Source organism: Bradyrhizobium sp. ARR65, from assembly GCF_000472385.1.
Lineage (GTDB): Bacteria > Pseudomonadota > Alphaproteobacteria > Rhizobiales > Xanthobacteraceae > Bradyrhizobium.
Map to the genome: position 1 here is coordinate 1 of NZ_AWZU01000084.1, position 16906 is coordinate 16906.

Annotated in this window: 16 protein-coding genes; 9 read left to right on the top strand and 7 right to left on the bottom strand. The window is 63.0% G+C overall.

What is annotated here, in order from left to right; all coding sequences use genetic code 11:
- Together F758_RS0140970 and F758_RS0140975 are read right to left on the bottom strand one after the other, a co-directional pair.
- A partial coding sequence (locus F758_RS0140970; RefSeq protein WP_024513227.1) for a helix-turn-helix domain-containing protein occupies positions 1 to 227 on the bottom strand: 227 nt, incomplete at its 3' end.
- The gene (locus F758_RS0140975) at positions 205 to 759 is read right to left on the bottom strand and encodes a hypothetical protein (protein ID WP_024513228.1); all 555 of its coding nucleotides are present in this window, start codon (positions 757 to 759) and stop codon (positions 205 to 207) included. The genes F758_RS0140970 and F758_RS0140975, both read right to left, overlap by 23 nt.
- Positions 760 to 1161: 402 nt before the next feature.
- Here F758_RS0140975 and rimO point away from each other — a divergent pair, with 402 nt between their 5' ends.
- The 4 genes from rimO to argC all read left to right on the top strand — a co-directional run bounded on the left by rimO (position 1162) and on the right by argC (position 5203).
- Positions 1162 to 2481: a 30S ribosomal protein S12 methylthiotransferase RimO gene (gene rimO / locus F758_RS0140980; protein WP_024513229.1), complete on the top strand. Its 1320-nt coding sequence runs from the start codon at positions 1162 to 1164 to the stop codon at positions 2479 to 2481.
- 61 nt (positions 2482 to 2542) lie between these two features.
- Positions 2543 to 2776 (top strand): hypothetical protein, encoded by a 234-nt coding sequence (locus F758_RS0140985; RefSeq protein WP_024513230.1) that lies wholly within the window; start codon positions 2543 to 2545, stop codon positions 2774 to 2776.
- A 228-nt stretch (positions 2777 to 3004) separates the two neighbouring features.
- A complete protein-coding gene (locus F758_RS0140995) occupies positions 3005 to 4201 on the top strand; it encodes an acetylornithine transaminase (protein ID WP_024513231.1) in 1197 nt (398 codons plus the stop codon).
- Between the two features lie 24 nt (positions 4202 to 4225).
- The gene (gene argC, locus F758_RS0141000) at positions 4226 to 5203 is read left to right on the top strand and encodes an N-acetyl-gamma-glutamyl-phosphate reductase (RefSeq protein WP_024513232.1); all 978 of its coding nucleotides are present in this window, start codon (positions 4226 to 4228) and stop codon (positions 5201 to 5203) included.
- A gap of 47 nt (positions 5204 to 5250) precedes the next feature.
- Here the strand turns inward: argC and F758_RS0141005 are convergent, their stop codons facing one another.
- The 3 genes from F758_RS0141005 to pcsA all read right to left on the bottom strand — a co-directional run bounded on the left by F758_RS0141005 (position 5251) and on the right by pcsA (position 7763).
- On the bottom strand, positions 5251 to 6225 hold the full coding sequence (locus F758_RS0141005) for a quinone oxidoreductase family protein (protein ID WP_024513233.1): 975 nt from the start codon (positions 6223 to 6225) through the stop codon (positions 5251 to 5253).
- An 84-nt stretch (positions 6226 to 6309) separates the two neighbouring features.
- Positions 6310 to 7032 carry a TerC family protein gene (locus F758_RS0141010; RefSeq protein ID WP_024513234.1) on the bottom strand — a complete coding sequence of 241 codons (723 nt, stop codon included), beginning with the start codon at positions 7030 to 7032 and terminating at the stop codon, positions 6310 to 6312.
- Entirely contained in the window at positions 7029 to 7763 is a 735-nt protein-coding gene (gene pcsA / locus F758_RS0141015) for a phosphatidylcholine synthase (RefSeq protein ID WP_024513235.1), read from the bottom strand. The genes F758_RS0141010 and pcsA overlap by 4 nt, the downstream gene beginning before the upstream one ends.
- Positions 7764 to 7902: 139 nt before the next feature.
- On the opposite strand from pcsA, the gene F758_RS0141020 reads away from it, so the two are divergent.
- Positions 7903 to 9138 carry a UbiH/UbiF family hydroxylase gene (locus F758_RS0141020; RefSeq protein WP_024513236.1) on the top strand — a complete coding sequence of 412 codons (1236 nt, stop codon included), beginning with the start codon at positions 7903 to 7905 and terminating at the stop codon, positions 9136 to 9138.
- On the opposite strand, the gene F758_RS0141025 is transcribed toward F758_RS0141020, so the two are convergent.
- The gene (locus tag F758_RS0141025) at positions 9107 to 10060 is read right to left on the bottom strand and encodes an AEC family transporter (RefSeq protein WP_024513237.1); all 954 of its coding nucleotides are present in this window, start codon (positions 10058 to 10060) and stop codon (positions 9107 to 9109) included. The two genes, F758_RS0141020 and F758_RS0141025, sit on opposite strands and share 32 nt — an antisense overlap.
- Positions 10061 to 10167: 107 nt before the next feature.
- On the opposite strand from F758_RS0141025, the gene hspQ reads away from it, so the two are divergent.
- Complete coding sequence (gene hspQ / locus F758_RS0141030) at positions 10168 to 10500, top strand: heat shock protein HspQ (RefSeq protein ID WP_024513238.1); 333 nt, start codon at positions 10168 to 10170, stop codon at positions 10498 to 10500.
- 105 nt (positions 10501 to 10605) lie between these two features.
- Here the strand turns inward: hspQ and F758_RS0141035 are convergent, their stop codons facing one another.
- Positions 10606 to 11436: an invasion associated locus B family protein gene (locus F758_RS0141035; protein WP_024513239.1), complete on the bottom strand. Its 831-nt coding sequence runs from the start codon at positions 11434 to 11436 to the stop codon at positions 10606 to 10608.
- Between the two features lie 323 nt (positions 11437 to 11759).
- On the opposite strand from F758_RS0141035, the gene F758_RS0141040 reads away from it, so the two are divergent.
- From F758_RS0141040 to F758_RS0141050, 3 genes are all read left to right on the top strand, one after another.
- Positions 11760 to 13550, top strand: coding sequence for an extracellular solute-binding protein (locus tag F758_RS0141040; protein WP_245286753.1), 1791 nt, complete (start codon positions 11760 to 11762; stop codon positions 13548 to 13550).
- Positions 13551 to 13586: 36 nt separating this feature from the next.
- Positions 13587 to 15089, top strand: a complete 1503-nt coding sequence (locus F758_RS0141045; RefSeq protein ID WP_024513241.1) for an AMP-binding protein — start codon at positions 13587 to 13589, stop codon at positions 15087 to 15089.
- 93 nt (positions 15090 to 15182) lie between these two features.
- Positions 15183 to 16406 carry a nucleotidyl cyclase domain-containing protein gene (locus tag F758_RS0141050; RefSeq protein ID WP_024513242.1) on the top strand — a complete coding sequence of 408 codons (1224 nt, stop codon included), beginning with the start codon at positions 15183 to 15185 and terminating at the stop codon, positions 16404 to 16406.
- Positions 16407 to 16906 lie beyond the last annotated feature (500 nt).

The window sequence follows — 16906 nt, forward strand, 5'->3', positions numbered from 1 at the left end:
TGGCGAAGCCGTTCCTTGATGAAGGCCCCGTGTGGCTCCAGCACCCGCTTGCGGTGCCCGCCCATCCTGTCGGGCACGACTGAACCGGTCGAGCGATAGCGCTGCGACCACTTCACCACCGAGGACACTGCAACGCCGAACCGCAGTGCCACGGAACGGCAACTCTCACCCTTCGCAACCGCCGCAACCACACGCTTGCGCAGATCATTGGAAAGAGGTCGGACCATCAGATGCTGGCCTCCACTCCAGCCAGCATCTTGAATCACAAGCCGCCCTCCAGCGGAATCCCCTCGATTCAATAAAATCGTGAACCGCTCTAAAGGGTGGCATATCAGAGGTGGCAAAATCTAAATCGTTCTCCATCGTCAAACAAATGCACCAAGACGCGTTTGGGCCAACGAAGTAGTGATGCTGCGGAATTTCAATGAGTACTGACGAAACCCGACGCATTGTTTCAAGCGATCCGGCCAGTGCGAATTCTGTCGCGCTGTCGCCGACATAAATGACCGGGCCGCTCAATTCGAAACGGCTACACATTTCATCGAAGAATCTCAGGAATCGACTGATTTGCTTCAATCCGTCTCCGGCGGTGCACTCGACGGCACCCGGGACAAGCCTCCAATCGATCTTCGAACCGCTGAGGGGGTACGCCTTCCTCAGTAAGTCGAAAATATCCTCAGCCGGGCCGATCTCTCTCAAACAACCCGAGCCGAGTTCGGCCTTGAGCGCTCTCCGAATGTCTTGCTCGTACGTGCTCACGATCGCTCTTCCGGTCCATTGGAAATCAGTTTGTTGCCACCGTTGAATTTATCAGCGCAATTGGAGCACCAACAATATCTCGGCCTGGAGCGGCTAAACTTTTCGGCGCACGCTACCCCAAAGTAAGGCCCCTAAGGCGGCTCCGACAACGTTGTGGGCTACAGCTTCACTCCGAAGCATGCGTCGCCCATACGCCCCCTTGTTGATGAAGTTCTGCGGCTCGATTGGGCCGAGTTTCGGCCGTTCATGAATCTAACAGGTCCCAAGGCATTGGTGGATTCCAGTCGCCTATTACGTGCAACACGCCACCATAGCAACGCTTTCGCTAATTGAATTTTTCTATGGGCACAATTAGTTAGACCGAATACCCCGACAATTCAGAGACGATTCAGAGCCGATTACATGGATAGAGCGCCGCGCATTAGCTTCCACAGCCTCGGCTGCCCCAAGGCGCTCGTGGACTCCGAGCGGATCATCACGCGCCTGCGTGCGGAAGGCTATGAGCTCGCCCGCAAGCATGATGGCGCCGACATCGTCATCGTCAATACCTGCGGGTTCCTGGACAGCGCCAAGCAGGAATCGCTTGCCGCCATCGGCGAGGCCATGGCGGAGAACGGCAAGGTCATCGTTACCGGCTGCATGGGGGCGGAACCGGAAGCGATCGAAACCGCCTATCCCGGCGTGCTTTCGATCACTGGACCGCAGCAGTATGAGACCGTGTTGGATGCTGTGCACCGGGCGCTGCCTCCAGTGCACAATCCCCATCTCGACCTGGTGCCGCCGCAAGGTATCAAATTGACCCCGCGGCACTACGCGTATCTGAAGATCTCCGAAGGCTGCAACAACCGCTGCAGCTTCTGCATCATCCCGAAATTGCGGGGCGACCTGATGTCGCGACCTGCCGACGACGTGCTACGCGAGGCGGAGCGGCTGGTGGGCGCGGGCGTCAAGGAGCTCCTGGTCATTTCGCAAGACACCTCGGCCTACGGCGTCGATCTGCGCTATGCGGCAAGCCCCTGGAAGGACCGCGAGGTCCGCGCCAAATTCGTCGATCTTGCACGCGAGCTCGGCGAACTCGGTGCTTGGGTGCGGCTGCAATACGTTTATCCCTACCCCCATGTCGACGAGGTCATCCCGTTGATGGCCGAAGGCAAGGTGCTGCCCTATCTCGACATTCCCTTCCAGCACGCAAGCCCCGAAATCCTGAGGGCGATGCGGCGTCCCGCGGCGCAGGACAAGACGCTGTCGCGAATCGCAAAATGGCGCGCCGACTGTCCGGAACTCGCCCTGCGCTCGACCTTCATCGTCGGCTTCCCCGGCGAGACCGAATCCGATTTCGCTTATCTGCTGGATTGGCTTGATGAGGCCGAGCTCGATCGCGTCGGCTGCTTCAAATACGAGCCCGTGGCGGGTGCGACGTCGAATGCGCTGCCCAATCCCGTGCCCGACGAGGTCAAACAGGAGCGCTGGAAGGCGCTGATGGCACGCCAGCAAAAGATCTCCGCGCGCAGGCTCAAGCGCAAGGTCGGCACGCGACAGCAGGTCATCATCGACGAAGTCGGGCCGACAGCGGCGAAGGGTCGTTCAAAGGCCGACGCGCCGGAGATTGATGGCTCGGTCTATCTCTCAAGCCGCCGCCCGTTGCGCGTCGGCGAAATCGTCACGGCGAAGATCGACCGCTCGAACGAATACGATCTGCACGGCAGCGTCGCGGGCTTTTGAGCCCCTGCCCCTTGGCGCTGATGGTATCCTGGTTTGATCTAACGCTGCAGGAGAACACACAATGCCGAGGCCCCTGAAGGTCAAGATCTTTATGGATGTCAGCCCGAGCGTGATCGAAGAGCAGATCAACGTCTGGCTGGAGAAGCTCGGTTCTGCGAGCATCATCAAATCCGAGACTGTGGTCACGGCCATCGCCAAGAAGTCGGGCGATGGGACCTCTCCTTGCATCGTTGTTACCGTCTGGTACGAGCCTCCCGCGTCAGACCAGGAACGTCCGGGTTTCCGGGCTGCTTGACACCGGTGCCCTTCGGCTGTAAGGGCACGCGCCATGATCTTCACTCGGACCCAGCGCCGCGCAGCTTTCCGTCGTCACCGCCGTGACGATGACGGGTTGCGCCATGTCCGACGCCAGCGCTGAACAGATTATCAGCTCTGAGGTTTTCGAGAAGGCCGCAACCCAGGAAGTTGCGGCCTTCTCTGCATTTCAGCCCCACGTTTGATCCCACTGCAGGAGACATCGGACATGACCAACGCCGCCCATCCGTTTGATGCGCTGATGGACATCACCGCGCGCCCGAAGAAGGTGTTCGTGCGCGGCGAAGGCTCTTGGCTGTGGGATGATACCGGCAAGCGCTACCTGGATTTCATTCAGGGCTGGGCGGTGAACTGCCTCGGACATTCGCCGCCTTTTGTGGCGCAAGCGATCGCGAGTCAGGCGAAAACCCTGATCACAGCAAGCCCTGCCTATTACAACGCGGCGAGCCTCAGACTCGCCAAGGCGCTGGTCGAGAAGAGCTGCTTCGACCAGGTGTTCTTCGCCAATTCGGGCGCGGAAGCCAATGAAGGTGCCATCAAGCTCGCACGCAAATATGGCGCCTTGCATAAGGGCGGCGCGTTCGAAATTATTACTTTCGAAGGCGGTTTTCATGGCCGGACGCTGGCGACCATGTCCGCCTCGGGCAAGAAGGCCTTCGAGCCGCTGTTCGAACCCAAGGTCAAGGGTTTCTCCAAGGCGCGGTTGAACGACATCGCCTCCGTCCGCGAGCTGATCAACAAGAACACCGTCGCCGTGATGCTGGAGCCGATCCAGGGCGAAGCCGGCGTGTGGCCGGCGACCGACCAATTCTTGAAGGATTTGCGGACACTGACGCAGGAGCAGGGCCTGCTCTTGATTTTCGACGAGATACAGACCGGCATGGGCCGTACCGGAAAGCTCTTCCATTACGAGCATGCGGAGATCACGCCCGACATCATGACACTCGGCAAGGGCATTGGCGGAGGCGCGCCGCTCGCCGCACTGCTCGCCACCGAACGCGCCTCCTGTTTCGAGCATGGCGACCAAGGCGGCACATTCAATGGCAATTCGCTGATGTGCGCGGCGGGCCTTGCGGTATTCGACGAGGTCAGCCGGCCGGCGTTCCTGAAATCGGTGGCTGATACCGGCCTGTTCTTGGAAGCTGAATTGCAGCGCCTGTCGACGCGGCACGGCCTCGGCGAGGTGCGCGGGCGCGGCCTGCTGCTCGCGCTGGATCTGAAGCTGCCAATTGGTGCCGCGCTGGTAGCGCAGGCGCTTGAAGCCGGGTTATTGCTCAACTCGCCGCGGCCGGACACGCTGCGCTTTATGCCCGCGCTCAATGTCACGCGGGAGGAGATCTTGCAGATGACCGATCAGCTCGACACGATGCTGACCAAGGCCGGAGCCGCGAGGCGGGTGGCGTAGCGAAGGAAATTGGAACATACGAACATGGCAGCGAAAGTCTTCATCGATGGCGAGGCCGGAACGACGGGCCTGCAAATCCGCCAGAGGTTGCTCGGTCGGACCGATGTCGAGCTCATCTCGATCGAGTCGGCGCGGCGGAAGGACCCGCAGGCGCGAAAGGAGATGCTCAACGGCGCCGACGTGGCAATCCTCTGTCTGCCCGACGATGCGGCGCGCGAGGCCGTGACCCTGATCGAAAACAAGGCTGTTCGCGTGATCGACGCCTCGACCGCGCACAGGACCCTGGACGGCTGGGCCTACGGCTTTCCGGAAATGGCAAAGGGACAGCGCGAGGCGATTGCCAAGGCGCGCTTTGTGGCCAATCCTGGTTGCTATCCGACCGGCTTCATAGCGCTGGTGCGGCCGCTGGTGGATTCCGGCCTGTTGCCACGCAGTTGGCCGGTCACCGTCAACGCGGTCTCCGGCTACACCGGCGGCGGCCGCAAGATGATCGAAGAATTCGAAGACGAAGCCTCGCCGGTGTTCACGCGCGCTCCCTATCGCGTCTACGCGCTATCTCTGGCCCATAAACATGTCCCTGAGATGAGGTCGCATGGCGGGCTCGATCATGCTCCGCTGTTTGCGCCAGCGGTCGGCCGTTATGCCCAGGGCATGATCGTCGAAGTGCCGCTCCCCCTTTATGCGCTGCCGGCCAAGCCGGCGCTTGCCGATCTTCATGCCACTTTCGCCAAAGCCTATGCCGGTGAGCATTTTGTTGACGTGGCGACACTGGATGAAGCGGCGTCCATCACGACTCTGGCGCCGGAGGCCTTGAACGGGACCAACAGATTGAAGCTTTACGTGTTCGGCTCGGATAAACTTGGGCAAGCTAGGCTTGTGGCCGTGCTCGACAATCTCGGCAAGGGCGCGTCAGGTGCCGCGGTGCAGAATCTCAATCTGATGCTCGGACTTCCCGAAACCGCAGGCCTGGATGAGCTGTTTGAATGGAGCACCGCTGCATAGCATATGGCACCACGGCCCGCGACGAACGGCACATCGCGACAGGGCGGCTACGGCTTCAGGATCGAAGCCCCTGTCGTCGCGCGGCTCTCCAGATCGACATGGGCCTTGGCCGCGTCCTTCAGAGCATAGGCATGATTGATGGGGACGTGCAGTGTGCCGTTGATGACGGCTGCGAACAGCGTGTCGGCACCCTCAAGCAATTCCTTGCGGGTGCCGATATAGTCGTTCAGTTTTGGGCGCGTCGCAAACAGCGAGCCGTGATTGTTCAACTCGGCGATCGCGAAAGGTGGCACGGGTCCTGAGGCGTTGCCGAAGCTGACGAACAAGCCGCGCCGTTTCAAACAGGACAGCGAGCCGGGAAAAGTCGCCTTGCCGACGCCGTCATAAACGACGTCACACAATTCGTTGCGGCTGATCTGCTTCACGCGCGCCACGAAATCCTCCTCGTTGTAGAGGATCACGTGATCGCAGCCGTTCGCGAGCGCAAGCTCCGCCTTCGCCTTCGATCCCACAGTGCCGATCACATGCGCGCCCTTCGCGCGCGCCCATTGGCAGGCGAGCAGCCCGATGCCGCCGGCGGCGGCATGGATCAGCACGCGGTGATGCGGTTCGACCTTGAACGTCTTGTGCAGGAGGTACCAGACCGTCAGGCCCTTCAGCATCAAGACGGCGCCTTGCTCATAGGTGATATGGTCGGGCAGCTTGACCAGCTTGTCCCATGCAATGTTGCGCTCGCTCGCATAGCCGCCGAGATTGGTGTAATAGGCGACGCGATCGCCGGGATGAAAATGCGTCACTCCAGGGCCGACGGCGACCACTTCGCCCGCGGCTTCGTTGCCCGCGATGAATGGCAATCCCGGAGCCTTATAGAGGCCGGTGCGGTAATAAGTGTCGATGAAGTTCAGACCAACCGCGTGCTGGCGGACGCGCACCTCGCCGGTTGCGGGGGTCGGCACGTCGATGGCCTCATAGACCAGCGCTTCCGGCCCGCCCACCTTGTGCACGCGCACGGCCTTGACCATCACTCACCTCCCCTGGCGATTTGCTAAAAGTGAAACGAATGCCATCGCACCCGTCTTGTCAACTCGACGGTCGCAGAATGCGCATCAGCCGCCCGCTCTCCGGTTGCGCCTCGCGAGCATGTTGAAGAATTCCACTGCGGCCGAGAAGGCGATCGCGAAATAGATGTAGCCGCGCGGAATGTGGAAGTGGAATCCATCGGCGACCAGCGCGACGCCGATCAGGACCAAAAACGCGAGCGCCAGCATCTTGGTGGTCGGATGGTTCGCGACGAAGCGGGCGATCGGGCCTGAGGAGGCATACATGATGATACAGGCGATCACCACCGCCGCGATCATGATGGCGAGGTCCTGCGCCATGCCGATGGCGGTGATGATGGAGTCGAGCGAGAACACGACGTCGATCACGACGATCTGCGCAATCACCCAAACAAACGCGCTTGCGCCCCGCCCCTTCGCGGGCGCCTCCTCGTCGCTCTCGACCTCGCCATGGATCTCGTGAGTCGCCTTGGCGATCAAAAACAATCCGCCGCCGATCAGAATGATGTCGCGCCAGGAAAACGCCACGTCGCGTACGGTCAGCACAGCCTCGGTCAAACCGATCAGCCAGACCAGGAGACTGAGGAGCAAAATCCGGAATAAGAGCGCCAGGGCGAGTCCGATTTGGCGCGCGCGCCTCGCCAGCGGCTCCTGGATGCGCGACACGATCACGGAGATGAAGATGACGTTGTCGATGCCGAGCACGATCTCGAGCGCCGTCAACGTCAACAGCGCCGCCCAAGCCTCTGGGCTGAGTAGCAGTTGGATCATGACTTCAAAGATCTCAGGAAACGGATTGCGGCGTCGCTGGCGACGACATAGGCCGCGATCGCGCACAAGGCTATGACGACCGGCATCCCCACATCGAAATCCCTGAGCAGCACATGCAGGGAAAGCACGGCCCAGAGCACCATCAAGGCCAGTGTCAGCCAGCGCAGCCGAAGCGTACGAACCGGGTGCAAGACGTGGAAGGGCAGAAAGGTCGCCGCGATCAGGACGAGCACGACCACGCTCGACAGCGCCGGCGGCCAATGCAGCAGAAACAGGTAGAACGCGGCCAGATTCCATAGTCCAGGAAAGCCGCGGAAATGGTTATCCACCCCCTTCATGCGGCGATCGGCGAAGTAGAGCGCGCCGGACACGGTGATCCCGATGCCCAGCAGCGGCGCAGCCAGCGGCAACAGCAGTCCGCCGGCCGTAATGGCATAGGCCGGCACAAAGACATAAGTGACGAAATCGACCACGAGATCGAGCACGTCGCCCGACCAGTTTGGCTGCAATCGCACCACGTCCAGCCGCCTTGCCAGCGGACCGTCGGCCCCGTCGATGATCAGCGCCGCGCCAAGCCAGAAAAACATCGCGGCCCAGTGCTCGCGCACCGCTTCCAGCAGTGCCAGCAATGCGATGCCGGCACCGAGCGCGGTTAAGACATGCACAGAGAACGCGGCGGCCCGGGCACCCGGCGCGGCGTGCGGCATATCCGGCTGGCTGACTTGCTCCATCATGGCCGGCGCAGTGCTATCAGGAATCGGAGGGATTTGCACACCGGACCTTGCGGCCTTCCGCCGCGTTATTGCACAGGAAGAAAGGCGCAGGACCGGCGATCTTGAAAATGTCGCCCGAAGGGTGAATTGTCGGGTCATGAGTAACGCTCCAGTGACCTACGACGTTGCCGTGGTCGGTGGCGGCCCTGCCGGGCTTTCCGCGGCGATTGCGCTGGCTCAGGCCGGCAGCAACACGTTGCTGATCGCGCGCCGCACACCTTACGCGGACAATCGCACCACCGCCCTGCTTGGCGGCTCCATCGACTTTCTCACGGGCCTCGGCCTATGGGAGCGCTGCCGCGACCAGGCGGCGCCGCTGGTCGAAATGCGACTGGTCGATGACACAGCGCGGCTGATCCGCGCGCCCGAGGTGTGCTTTTCCGCAGACGAAATTGGCCTCGAGGCATTCGGCTACAACATCGAAAACCGTGTCCTGGTCGCGGCGCTGGAACAACGGGCGACGGAAATCGCGGGCCTGATGCGGCTTGATGACGAAGCCGAAACCGTGCTTTCGAATGACGCGGACGTTGCGATCCTCACGACCAGCGGCGCCTCGCTCTCGGCACGGCTCGTGGTGGGCGCCGACGGACGGCATTCGCTGTGCCGCGAGGCGGCCGGAATCGGTGTTACCAAACGCGAGCTGAACCAGGCCGCCCTCACTTTCAACATCGCCCATGCGCGGCCGCACCGCAACGTTTCAACGGAGTTTCACACCTCTCACGGCCCCTGCGTCTTCGTACCCTTGCCGGGAAACCGCTGCAGCATCGTGTGGGTCACCTCGCCCAGGGAGGCTGAGCGACTGCTGGCGCTGAGCGACGGGGAGTTGTCGGAGGCCGCCGAAAAGCAATCGCATTCAATCTTCGGCAGCGTTCGGGTGGAAGCGGGCCGGCACGTCTTTCCGCTGGCGATCGAGCGGCCGAAGCAATTTGCGCACAAACGCATCGTCCTGGTCGGGGAAGCTGCGCATGTGATCCCCCCGATTGGGGCACAGGGGCTCAATCTGGGCCTGCGTGATGCCTCCGACATTGCCGATCTCGTGGGTGAGGCGGTGCTTGCCGGCAAGGACCCCGGCGCGTCGGACGTGCTGCAGCGCTACAATTTTGCGCGGCGTGCCGACGTATTGAGCCGTACCTTTGTCATCGACGTTGCGAACCGTTCGCTGCTCAGCGATTTCCTGCCGATGCAGTCGCTCCGCGCCGCCGGCCTGCATCTGATCGGCTCGATCGGTCCGTTGCGACGGCTCGCCATGCGCGAAGGGCTGGCGCCGTCCTGGCACGCCTTTCGCGCAAAACCGCGGACGCCTATGGGAAGGTCAGCCGGCCGCTCTGGATGAACCACATCACGCTGGTGAGCGTGACGACGGACGCAAAAGTTCCGATCAGCACTGCGACGGACGCCTGCTCAATCCAGGCCTCGTTCTGCCGCGCGATCACGAACACATTCAGCGCAGGCGGCAGCGAGGCCATCAGCACCGCAACCGCGGCCCAGGGCTGCGCGAACGGCCCAAACAGCAGCATCAAGCCAAAGGCCGCGAGCGGATGGATCAAGAGCTTGATCGCGATCACGCCCGGCACTTCCCAGGGGATCTGCTTGAATGAGCGCAGCGCCACCGTCACGCCCAGCACGAAAAGGGCTGTGGGCGCTGCGGCGTTCTGCAGGAACAGAAGCGTGTTGTCGATCGCAACAGGCAAACGGATGTGGAAGCCAGCCGCCAGCGCACCGGCCGCGGCCGACACGATGAGCGGATTGAGCGTGATTTGCCGCACCACGAGGCCCAGCGCGTGCAGCACCGATGGGTGATCGCGGTCGGTCAATTCGATCAACAGCGGCACGATCGTGAACAGGAAGATGCTGTCGCAGCAAAAGATGAGTGCCGTCGGCGCCGCCGCCTTCGCGCCGAGCACCGCGAGCGCGAGTCCCGGGCCCATATAGCCGATATTCCCGTAGCCCCCGGAAAGGCCGGCCAGCGTCGCTTCACGCAATGAGAGGCCGCCGGCAAACCGCCCAATCAGCAAGGCGAGGGCAAACGCCGTCATCGTCCCCAAGGTGGTCGCGATCAGGAACGGCGGATTGTTCAGCTCCGCAAACGGCGTCTTGGAGGTGATGACGAACAGCAGTGCCGGCAGGGAGACGTAGAGCAGGAAGAAATTCATCCAGGCAAGGCCGGCCTCAGGCAGGCTCTTGGCTTTGCCGCAGGCATAGCCGATGAAGATCAGGCCGAAATAAGGAACGGCCAGATTGAGAATGTCGGTCATTTCGGAGGGATTTTCGGCAGGCTGCCCCCGCCCTGGGGCTGTTACAAAGGGTTAATTCGGGCCCTTCGGCACTAGCATCCCCGCTCGTCATGGTCTATCGACAGGGAATGATCAAAGCGCGAACCGCCAAGTTCCAGATCGGTCAGATCGTGCGCCACCGGATCTTTTCTTTCCGGGGCGTGATTTTCGACGTCGATCCGGAATTCAACAACACCGAGGAATGGTGGCTGTCGATCGCGGAGGAGATGCGCCCGCGCAAGGACCAGCCGTTCTACCATCTGCTCGCCGAGAACTCGGAAACCGAATACGTGGCCTATGTTTCCGAGCAGAATCTTCTGCCCGACGATTCCGGGGAGCCGATCCGGCATTCGCAGGTCTCCGAGATATTCATCAAGGACAAATCGGGCGGCTACCGGCCTCGCAATCCCTCGTTGAACTAATTCGGCGCGTGAAATACGCCCCGTAAGCTCAAGAGAATCCTGAATGAAAAGGCGCTTCCTTCCGGAAGCGCCTTTTTTCGAATCAATTTGTGGCTCGCGCCGCCGCTATTTGGCAGCCGCGCTGGGTGCCGGGCCGCCGGCCGGCTGCTGCTGTTGCTGGGGTTGGGTCTGTTCGAGCTTCTTGCGCGTCTCTTCGGCACGCTTCTGCAATTCTTCCTGCAGCTTTTTCTGGGTCTCCTCGAACACCTTCGGATCGGTCGGCGGGCCGTCATAGGCCTTGGCAAATTCGCCTAGCGGCAGCGGCAGCGTCAGCGGCGCGCCGTTGGCATTGATTGCCTGAACCACCAGGTTCTGGCCCTTCTTCATGTTGTTGATCAGTTCCGGGGTCGCCTCGTAGTCGGACATACAGCCGTTGGCGAAGCAGATCACGTAAGGGCTCTGCTGCGGCGGGTTGTTATCGACGATGATGCGAGTGCCGTGCTGGAGTTGCATGCCGAGCGGCAGCGTCACGCGAAGGATCTTCTTCGGCTCCCCTTCCGGCTCGATGATCACCGCAGCGATCACCGGCTGACCGGACTCGATGCGGCCGTCCTTGCCGGTGAAACAGACCTGCTTGGCATTGGCGTCCTGGCCCTTCAGGCAGAACTTGGTCCACGGCGCATAGATGAGCTGGATCTGCTGGTCGGCCGGCTGCTGACCCTGGGCCGGCTGCTGCTGCGCCTGGGCCCCCGGGGCGGGCTGAGGCGAAGGCGCCTGAGCTGCCGGAGCCGGCGCATGGGGGGCCGCCTTCGGTGCTGCCTTCTTCGCACCCGGCGCGGGGGCCGGAGCCTGAGCGTGGGCGTAAGGCACAAACGGAACAGACAGCGCGGTTGCCGCCAACAAGGCGAGTAGCCGCCCACGCGGCCCGACCGACGCGGCCAAATAGCGGAAATTCATTGCGGAAAACCCTTTCTGAACGGGAGCGCCCGAAACCGCCGGAGGCGCTAGCACCTCGCACCTCGCCGTCTCGCGCGGCTGTCTCCTAGTCAATTGAGGCGGATACGTGACACGTCAGCAGCCATTCTCAATCGCCCGCCTTCATACAGGGGCGAGCCAAAAGATCAATGCCGGCAAGCGTGTTTGATGGCTTTTGATCGCTGTCACACACCTGTTGCGATGCGCTATGCTAGAACCTGCCAGTGAGCTATTCCGAATCAATTCCCTACGTCCCCGGGTTAGATTTTAGGCCTAAGTGCAACGTCGCAGGCCTCGCGTTTGCGCTGGGCGTTGGCCTCACTCTTCTTGCAGCCCCCGCGCGGCTCGCTGCAGCGGAAAGCCCTGCCATAGCCATGCATGGCGCTCCGGCCCTGCCGCCCGGCTTCAATCATATGGCCTATGTCAATCCCGACGCGCCAAAGGGCGGGAGACTCACCTGGGGACTGCTCGGAACTTTCGACAGCCTCAATCCCCTGATCGTCAAAGGTCTCGCAGTGCAGCAGATCCGCGGCTATGTGGTCGAAAGCCTCATGGCGCGCGGCAATGACGAAGCCTTCACGCTCTACGGCCTGCTCGCCAAATCGGTGGAAACGGATGACGCCCGGGATTATGTCACCTTCCATCTCGACCCGCATGCGCGCTTTTCCGACGGGGAACCGGTCACCGCGGACGACGTGCTGTTTTCCTGGGCGCTGTTGCGCGACCACGGCCGCCCCAATCACCGGCAATATTACGCCAAGGTCGCCAAGGCCGAAGCGCTGGATGCGCTCGCGGTGCGATTCGATCTCGCCGGCGCCAACGATCGCGAGCTGCCGCTGATCCTCGGCCTGATGCCGATCCTGCCGCGGCATGCGACCGATATCGCCACATTTGAGGAAACCACGTTGAAGGCGCCGGTCGGTTCCGGTCCCTATCGCGTCACCGAGGTCAAGCCGGGCACCTCCGTCACGCTCACCCGCAATCCCGACTATTGGGGCCGCGATCTGCCCGTCAACCGCGGGCTGTACAATTTCGATGAGATCAAGCTCGACTTCTACCGCGAGGCAAACAGCCAATTCGAAGCGTTCAAGCGCAGCCTCTACGACTTTCGCGCGGAAACCGAGCCGCTGCGCTGGCACGATGGCTATGATTTTCCGGCCGCACGCAGCGGCAAGGTGATACGCGACACGATCAAGACCGGCCTGCCCGAGCCTTCGGAATTTCTGGTGTTCAACACCCGCCGCCCGGTGTTCTCCGATATCAGGGTGCGCAGGGCGCTGACGCTGCTGTTCGATTTCGAGTGGGTCAATCGCAACTACTTCTTTGGACTGTATTCGCGCAAGGCCGGCTTTTTTGCCGGCTCCGAATTGTCCGCCTATGAGCGCCCCGCCGATGCGCGCGAGCGCGAGCTCTTGAAGCCGTTCGCGGCCCGGATCGCGCCCGACGTTCTCGACGGCAGCTACCGCCTGCCGGTCACCGACGGTTCGGGACGAGACCGCGAAAGCCTGCGCAGCGCGCTCAGGCTGCTGTCGGAAGCCGGTTACGATCTCGACGGCACCGTCCTGCGGCAGCGCCAGACCAAGGCGCCGCTGAGCTTCGAAATTCTCGTCACCACCCGCGATCAGGAGCGCATCGCGTTGGCGTTTGCCGGCAACGTCAAGCGGGCCGGCATCGAGGCGAAGGTTCGCCTCGTCGACCCCGTACAGTTCGACCAGCGTCGCCTCGACTTCGATTTCGACATGATCCAGAACCGTTGGGACCAGTCGCTGTCCCCCGGCAATGAACAGTCGTTCTATTGGGGCAGCCAGGCCGCGGACATCAAGGGCACCCGCAACTACATGGGCGCCAAGGACCCCGCGATCGACGCCATGATCGCGGCGCTGCTGGCCGCGCGCGGGCATGACGATTTCGTCTCGGCCGTGCGCGCGCTGGACCGGGCCCTGATGTCCGGCTTTTACGCAATTCCCGTGCTCAATGCCGGAGAGCAATGGATTGCACGCTGGAATCGGATAGAACGTCCAGCGGCCACTTCGCTCTTTGGCTACCTGCCGGAGAGCTGGTGGCAGCATCAAGCACCAGACGTCCCTGCGAAATGAGCCCCTCGCCCTGGTCAGCCAAGTGAGCCGGATCACGTGAACCAGATCAACGCTTCGCCGACCCTCGACGTGCTGTTCCAGCGCATTCTGGCACGAAAGCCCGAGACGTTGGCGCTGATCGATCCGCCGAACAAGCAGCGCATCACCGGTCAGGCGCCGAGAGCCCTGACCTATGCGGAGGCGGATCGCGCGATTTCGGCGCTGGCGGCCCATTTCACCGAGGCGGGACTGCCGAGCCATTCGGTGATCGCGGTCCAGCTCCCCAATACGATCGAGTTCATGCTGACGGTGCTCGCCGCGCACCGAGCCGGCCTTGTGGTGGCGCTGCTCCCGCAATTGTGGCGGCAGGCCGATCTGGTCGCCGCGCTCAACCGCACCAGCGCACGCGCCATCGTCACCGCCAGCAGGATCGACGGCGTCCTGCATTCCGACCTCGCCATGAACGCCGCCGCCGAGGTGTTTTCGATCCGGCATGTCTGCGGCTTCGGCAGCGACCTGCCGGAGGGCATGGCCTCGCTCGACCAGGCGATGGCGCGCGACGCCATGCCGACGCGCAACGCCATCCAGGACGGACGCAAGGCGGCAATCATTTCCTTCGATATGACCGCGGACGGGTTTCGCGCCGTCCCCCGTCCGCATTTCAGCCTGATCGCGGGCGGGCTCGCGATCTCCCTGGAAAGCGATGTGCCCCAGGGCGCGATCATCATGTCGGCCTTCGCGCCGGGCTCCTTCGCCGGACTTGCCGCGTCGATGGTGAGCTGGTTGCTGTCGGGGGCCACGCTGGCCCTGCACCATCCCTTCGATGGCGATGTGCTGGAGCAACAGATCATCGCGCATCGCTGCGACACGCTGATTGCGCCTGCCCAATTAGCCTTGCGGCTGGGCGAGCTCGATCTTGCAAGCCGGCTGCCGAGCTTGCGCCGTGTGATCGGCCTCTGGCGCGCCCCGGAACAGGTGGCCTCCAGTCCCGCCTGGACGGCGCAGCAGACGTCGATGACGGATGTGTACCTGTTCGGCGAGGCCGGACTGTTCGGGGCACGGCGCACCGAGGAGGGCACGCCCGCCCCCATCAAGCCGGGACTGCACGGCGCGCGGCGCGAGCTCGCGGGCCACTCGATCGCCGGCGAAATCCTGCTGACGCCCAAGGGCACGCTCGGGCTGCGCGGCCCGATGGTGACGGTCGCAGCCTACGCACCGCCGCCGCCGCCAAGCGACTCGCTGGTCGCACAGCCGCCGCGCGATTATGTCGACACCGAATATGCCGCGCGGATCGATCGGCAGAGCGGCGCCATCTGCGTCACCGCGCCGCCGTCGGGCATCATGACAGTCGGCGGCTATCGTTTCCTGTCGCAGGATTTGCAGGAATGGTCGAAACGGCTCGGGCAAGGGGCGCTGCTCACGGCCCTGCCCGATCGCTTGAGCGGCCATCGCCTGGCCGGAAGAGCCCAGGACAACGCCCGCGCCCGCGAGGCACTGACCGAACTCGGGCTCAACCCATTGATGGTGGAAGCATTTCGCGACCGCACCGCGCCAGCCTGAAGACCAGCGGTTATGGTTCCGTTGACACTGCATTAAGGCCCGCACACTAGGATTTCCGGCTCCAGCACGCTTTGCCGAGTCGCGGGTTTGTCGATGTCCCAGCAAGGTCCGATTCTGATCGTATCGAGTGCGGGGCGTCCCTCTTTTGCCCGCGCGCTCGACGACGCAAATTTGTTTCCGCTGATCGATGCCAAGTTTGCGGAAGCGCCACGCGCGGTTCGCGAGGTGCAGCCGGCCGCGGTCGTGGTCGCTGCGGCCAATCTGCCCCAGCCCCAATTCGAGGCGCTCGCGAGCCTGGTCGGCGCGCGAAAGCCCTACATTCCGCTGATCGCGCTCAATCCGGTGACCGCGCTGCCGGACAACGCCCTTCCGCTCTGGCGCAGCGAAGCCAACCCGGACCGCCTGGTCGCGCGGCTTTCGGCCGCCTTGCGCATTCGCGCCCTGCACGCGACCGTGCTGCGCAGGCTCGAGGACGATGCGACGCAACTGCCCTTGCCCGAGATCGATTCCGTGCGTGATGCCACCGCGCTCCTGGTTGGCCGCGGCGGCAACTACCCTGCCCTTTCCGTCGCGCTCGGCGAGCGCATGGGCGTGGTCGGCGCGCTCAGCATCGAGGCGGCCGCGAACCATCTCAATAACCGCGACGTCGACGGCATTGTGCTCAGCGAAGGTTTCACGCCACGTGTGGTCGATGCCTTCCTCACCGTGCTGTCGGAGGATTCCCGCTTTCGCCACCTGCCCATCGCTCTGACCTCGGGTCCGTTGGCGCGTGCTTACGACCTCGCCAATCTCGAAACGATCTTCGGCCAGCCTGCCGAGATTGCCGCTGCGGCCTTGCCGCTGATCCGGCAGCACGCGTTTGAGGCACAATTGAGCCGCACGCTCGCGGCGATCGACGCCGGCGGCCTGCTCGATCCGAAGACGGGTTTGCTGACCAGCGCGGCCTTTGCCCGCGATTTTGCCAAAGCTGTCGAGCAGACGCTGTCGGGCGGCGGCGGCCTGTCGGTGGTGCGCTTCGCCTTCAATCCGGGATATCCGCGCGCGCAGCTCGATGGCGCACGCATCATCAGCCGTCTCAAGCGGCAGACCGACTTCGGCGCGGCCCACCACGACGGCTCGGTGCTGGTGGTGCTCAACGACACTGACTTGCGGGCAGCGCATGCGGTCGCACGGCGCCTTTCCAGCGTGATGCGCCACACCTCCAACGGCCGGCGCTCGCGCTCGGACCCGACCGTGACGGTTGCAAGCTTGCTGCCATCGGACACGCCGAGATCGCTGCTGGCACGACTGTACGAGGGCTCACGCGAGGCGGTGTGAGGCCTGGCGCGGGCGTAACGATTCCGTTTCAATCTTGTTCCTCAGTCATTGCGAGCGCAACCGAAGCACTCCACGGCCACACGAACGCTCTCTCTCTTCGTCATGGCCGGGCCTGTCCCGGCCATCCACGAAGTTTTCCTGGCAAGAGAAGGCGTGGATGCCCGGGACAAGCCCGGGCATGACGAGCAAGGGTGCGACGCCTTTGTGCGTAACATCCACTATCAATTTCCATAGCCGAGGATGTGACTCCGCCTCCTCGCGACGCCTTTCGCGTCCGAGCTTTTGGCTTTTGCCGCCCTCCTCACAGAAGAGGGCGCAGGGAAGACCGGGTGCCCGCCGGCACCCGTGGGCCCTCGCGCGAAAAAATACGCGCAAAGAGCGCGAAGACCACAGGTGTAGGCGGAGAACACTCCGGCCTTCCCTGCGCAGTGGTTTTACGGCTTACTTCGAGCTCTCCTCGGTGAACCAGCTTGTTTGCCACCGTCGTCCGCGCGATGCGA

Bases quoted from the DNA above. Each gene is read 5' to 3' on its own strand.
- F758_RS0141020 (WP_024513236.1), top strand. From the start codon at position 7,903: ATGAGTAACGCTCCAGTGACCTACGACGTTGCCGTGGTCGGTGGCGGC.
- F758_RS0141035 (WP_024513239.1), bottom strand. From the start codon at position 11,436: ATGAATTTCCGCTATTTGGCCGCGTCGGTCGGGCCGCGTGGGCGGCTA.
- F758_RS0141025 (WP_024513237.1), bottom strand. From the start codon at position 10,060: ATGACCGACATTCTCAATCTGGCCGTTCCTTATTTCGGCCTGATCTTC.
- F758_RS0141005 (WP_024513233.1), bottom strand. From the start codon at position 6,225: ATGGTCAAGGCCGTGCGCGTGCACAAGGTGGGCGGGCCGGAAGCGCTG.
- F758_RS0141050 (WP_024513242.1), top strand. From the start codon at position 15,183: ATGTCCCAGCAAGGTCCGATTCTGATCGTATCGAGTGCGGGGCGTCCC.
- argC (WP_024513232.1), top strand. From the start codon at position 4,226: ATGGCAGCGAAAGTCTTCATCGATGGCGAGGCCGGAACGACGGGCCTG.
- F758_RS0141010 (WP_024513234.1), bottom strand. From the start codon at position 7,032: ATGATCCAACTGCTACTCAGCCCAGAGGCTTGGGCGGCGCTGTTGACG.
- F758_RS0140995 (WP_024513231.1), top strand. From the start codon at position 3,005: ATGACCAACGCCGCCCATCCGTTTGATGCGCTGATGGACATCACCGCG.
- pcsA (WP_024513235.1), bottom strand. From the start codon at position 7,763: ATGGAGCAAGTCAGCCAGCCGGATATGCCGCACGCCGCGCCGGGTGCC.
- F758_RS0140985 (WP_024513230.1), top strand. From the start codon at position 2,543: ATGCCGAGGCCCCTGAAGGTCAAGATCTTTATGGATGTCAGCCCGAGC.
- rimO (WP_024513229.1), top strand. From the start codon at position 1,162: ATGGATAGAGCGCCGCGCATTAGCTTCCACAGCCTCGGCTGCCCCAAG.
- hspQ (WP_024513238.1), top strand. From the start codon at position 10,168: ATGATCAAAGCGCGAACCGCCAAGTTCCAGATCGGTCAGATCGTGCGC.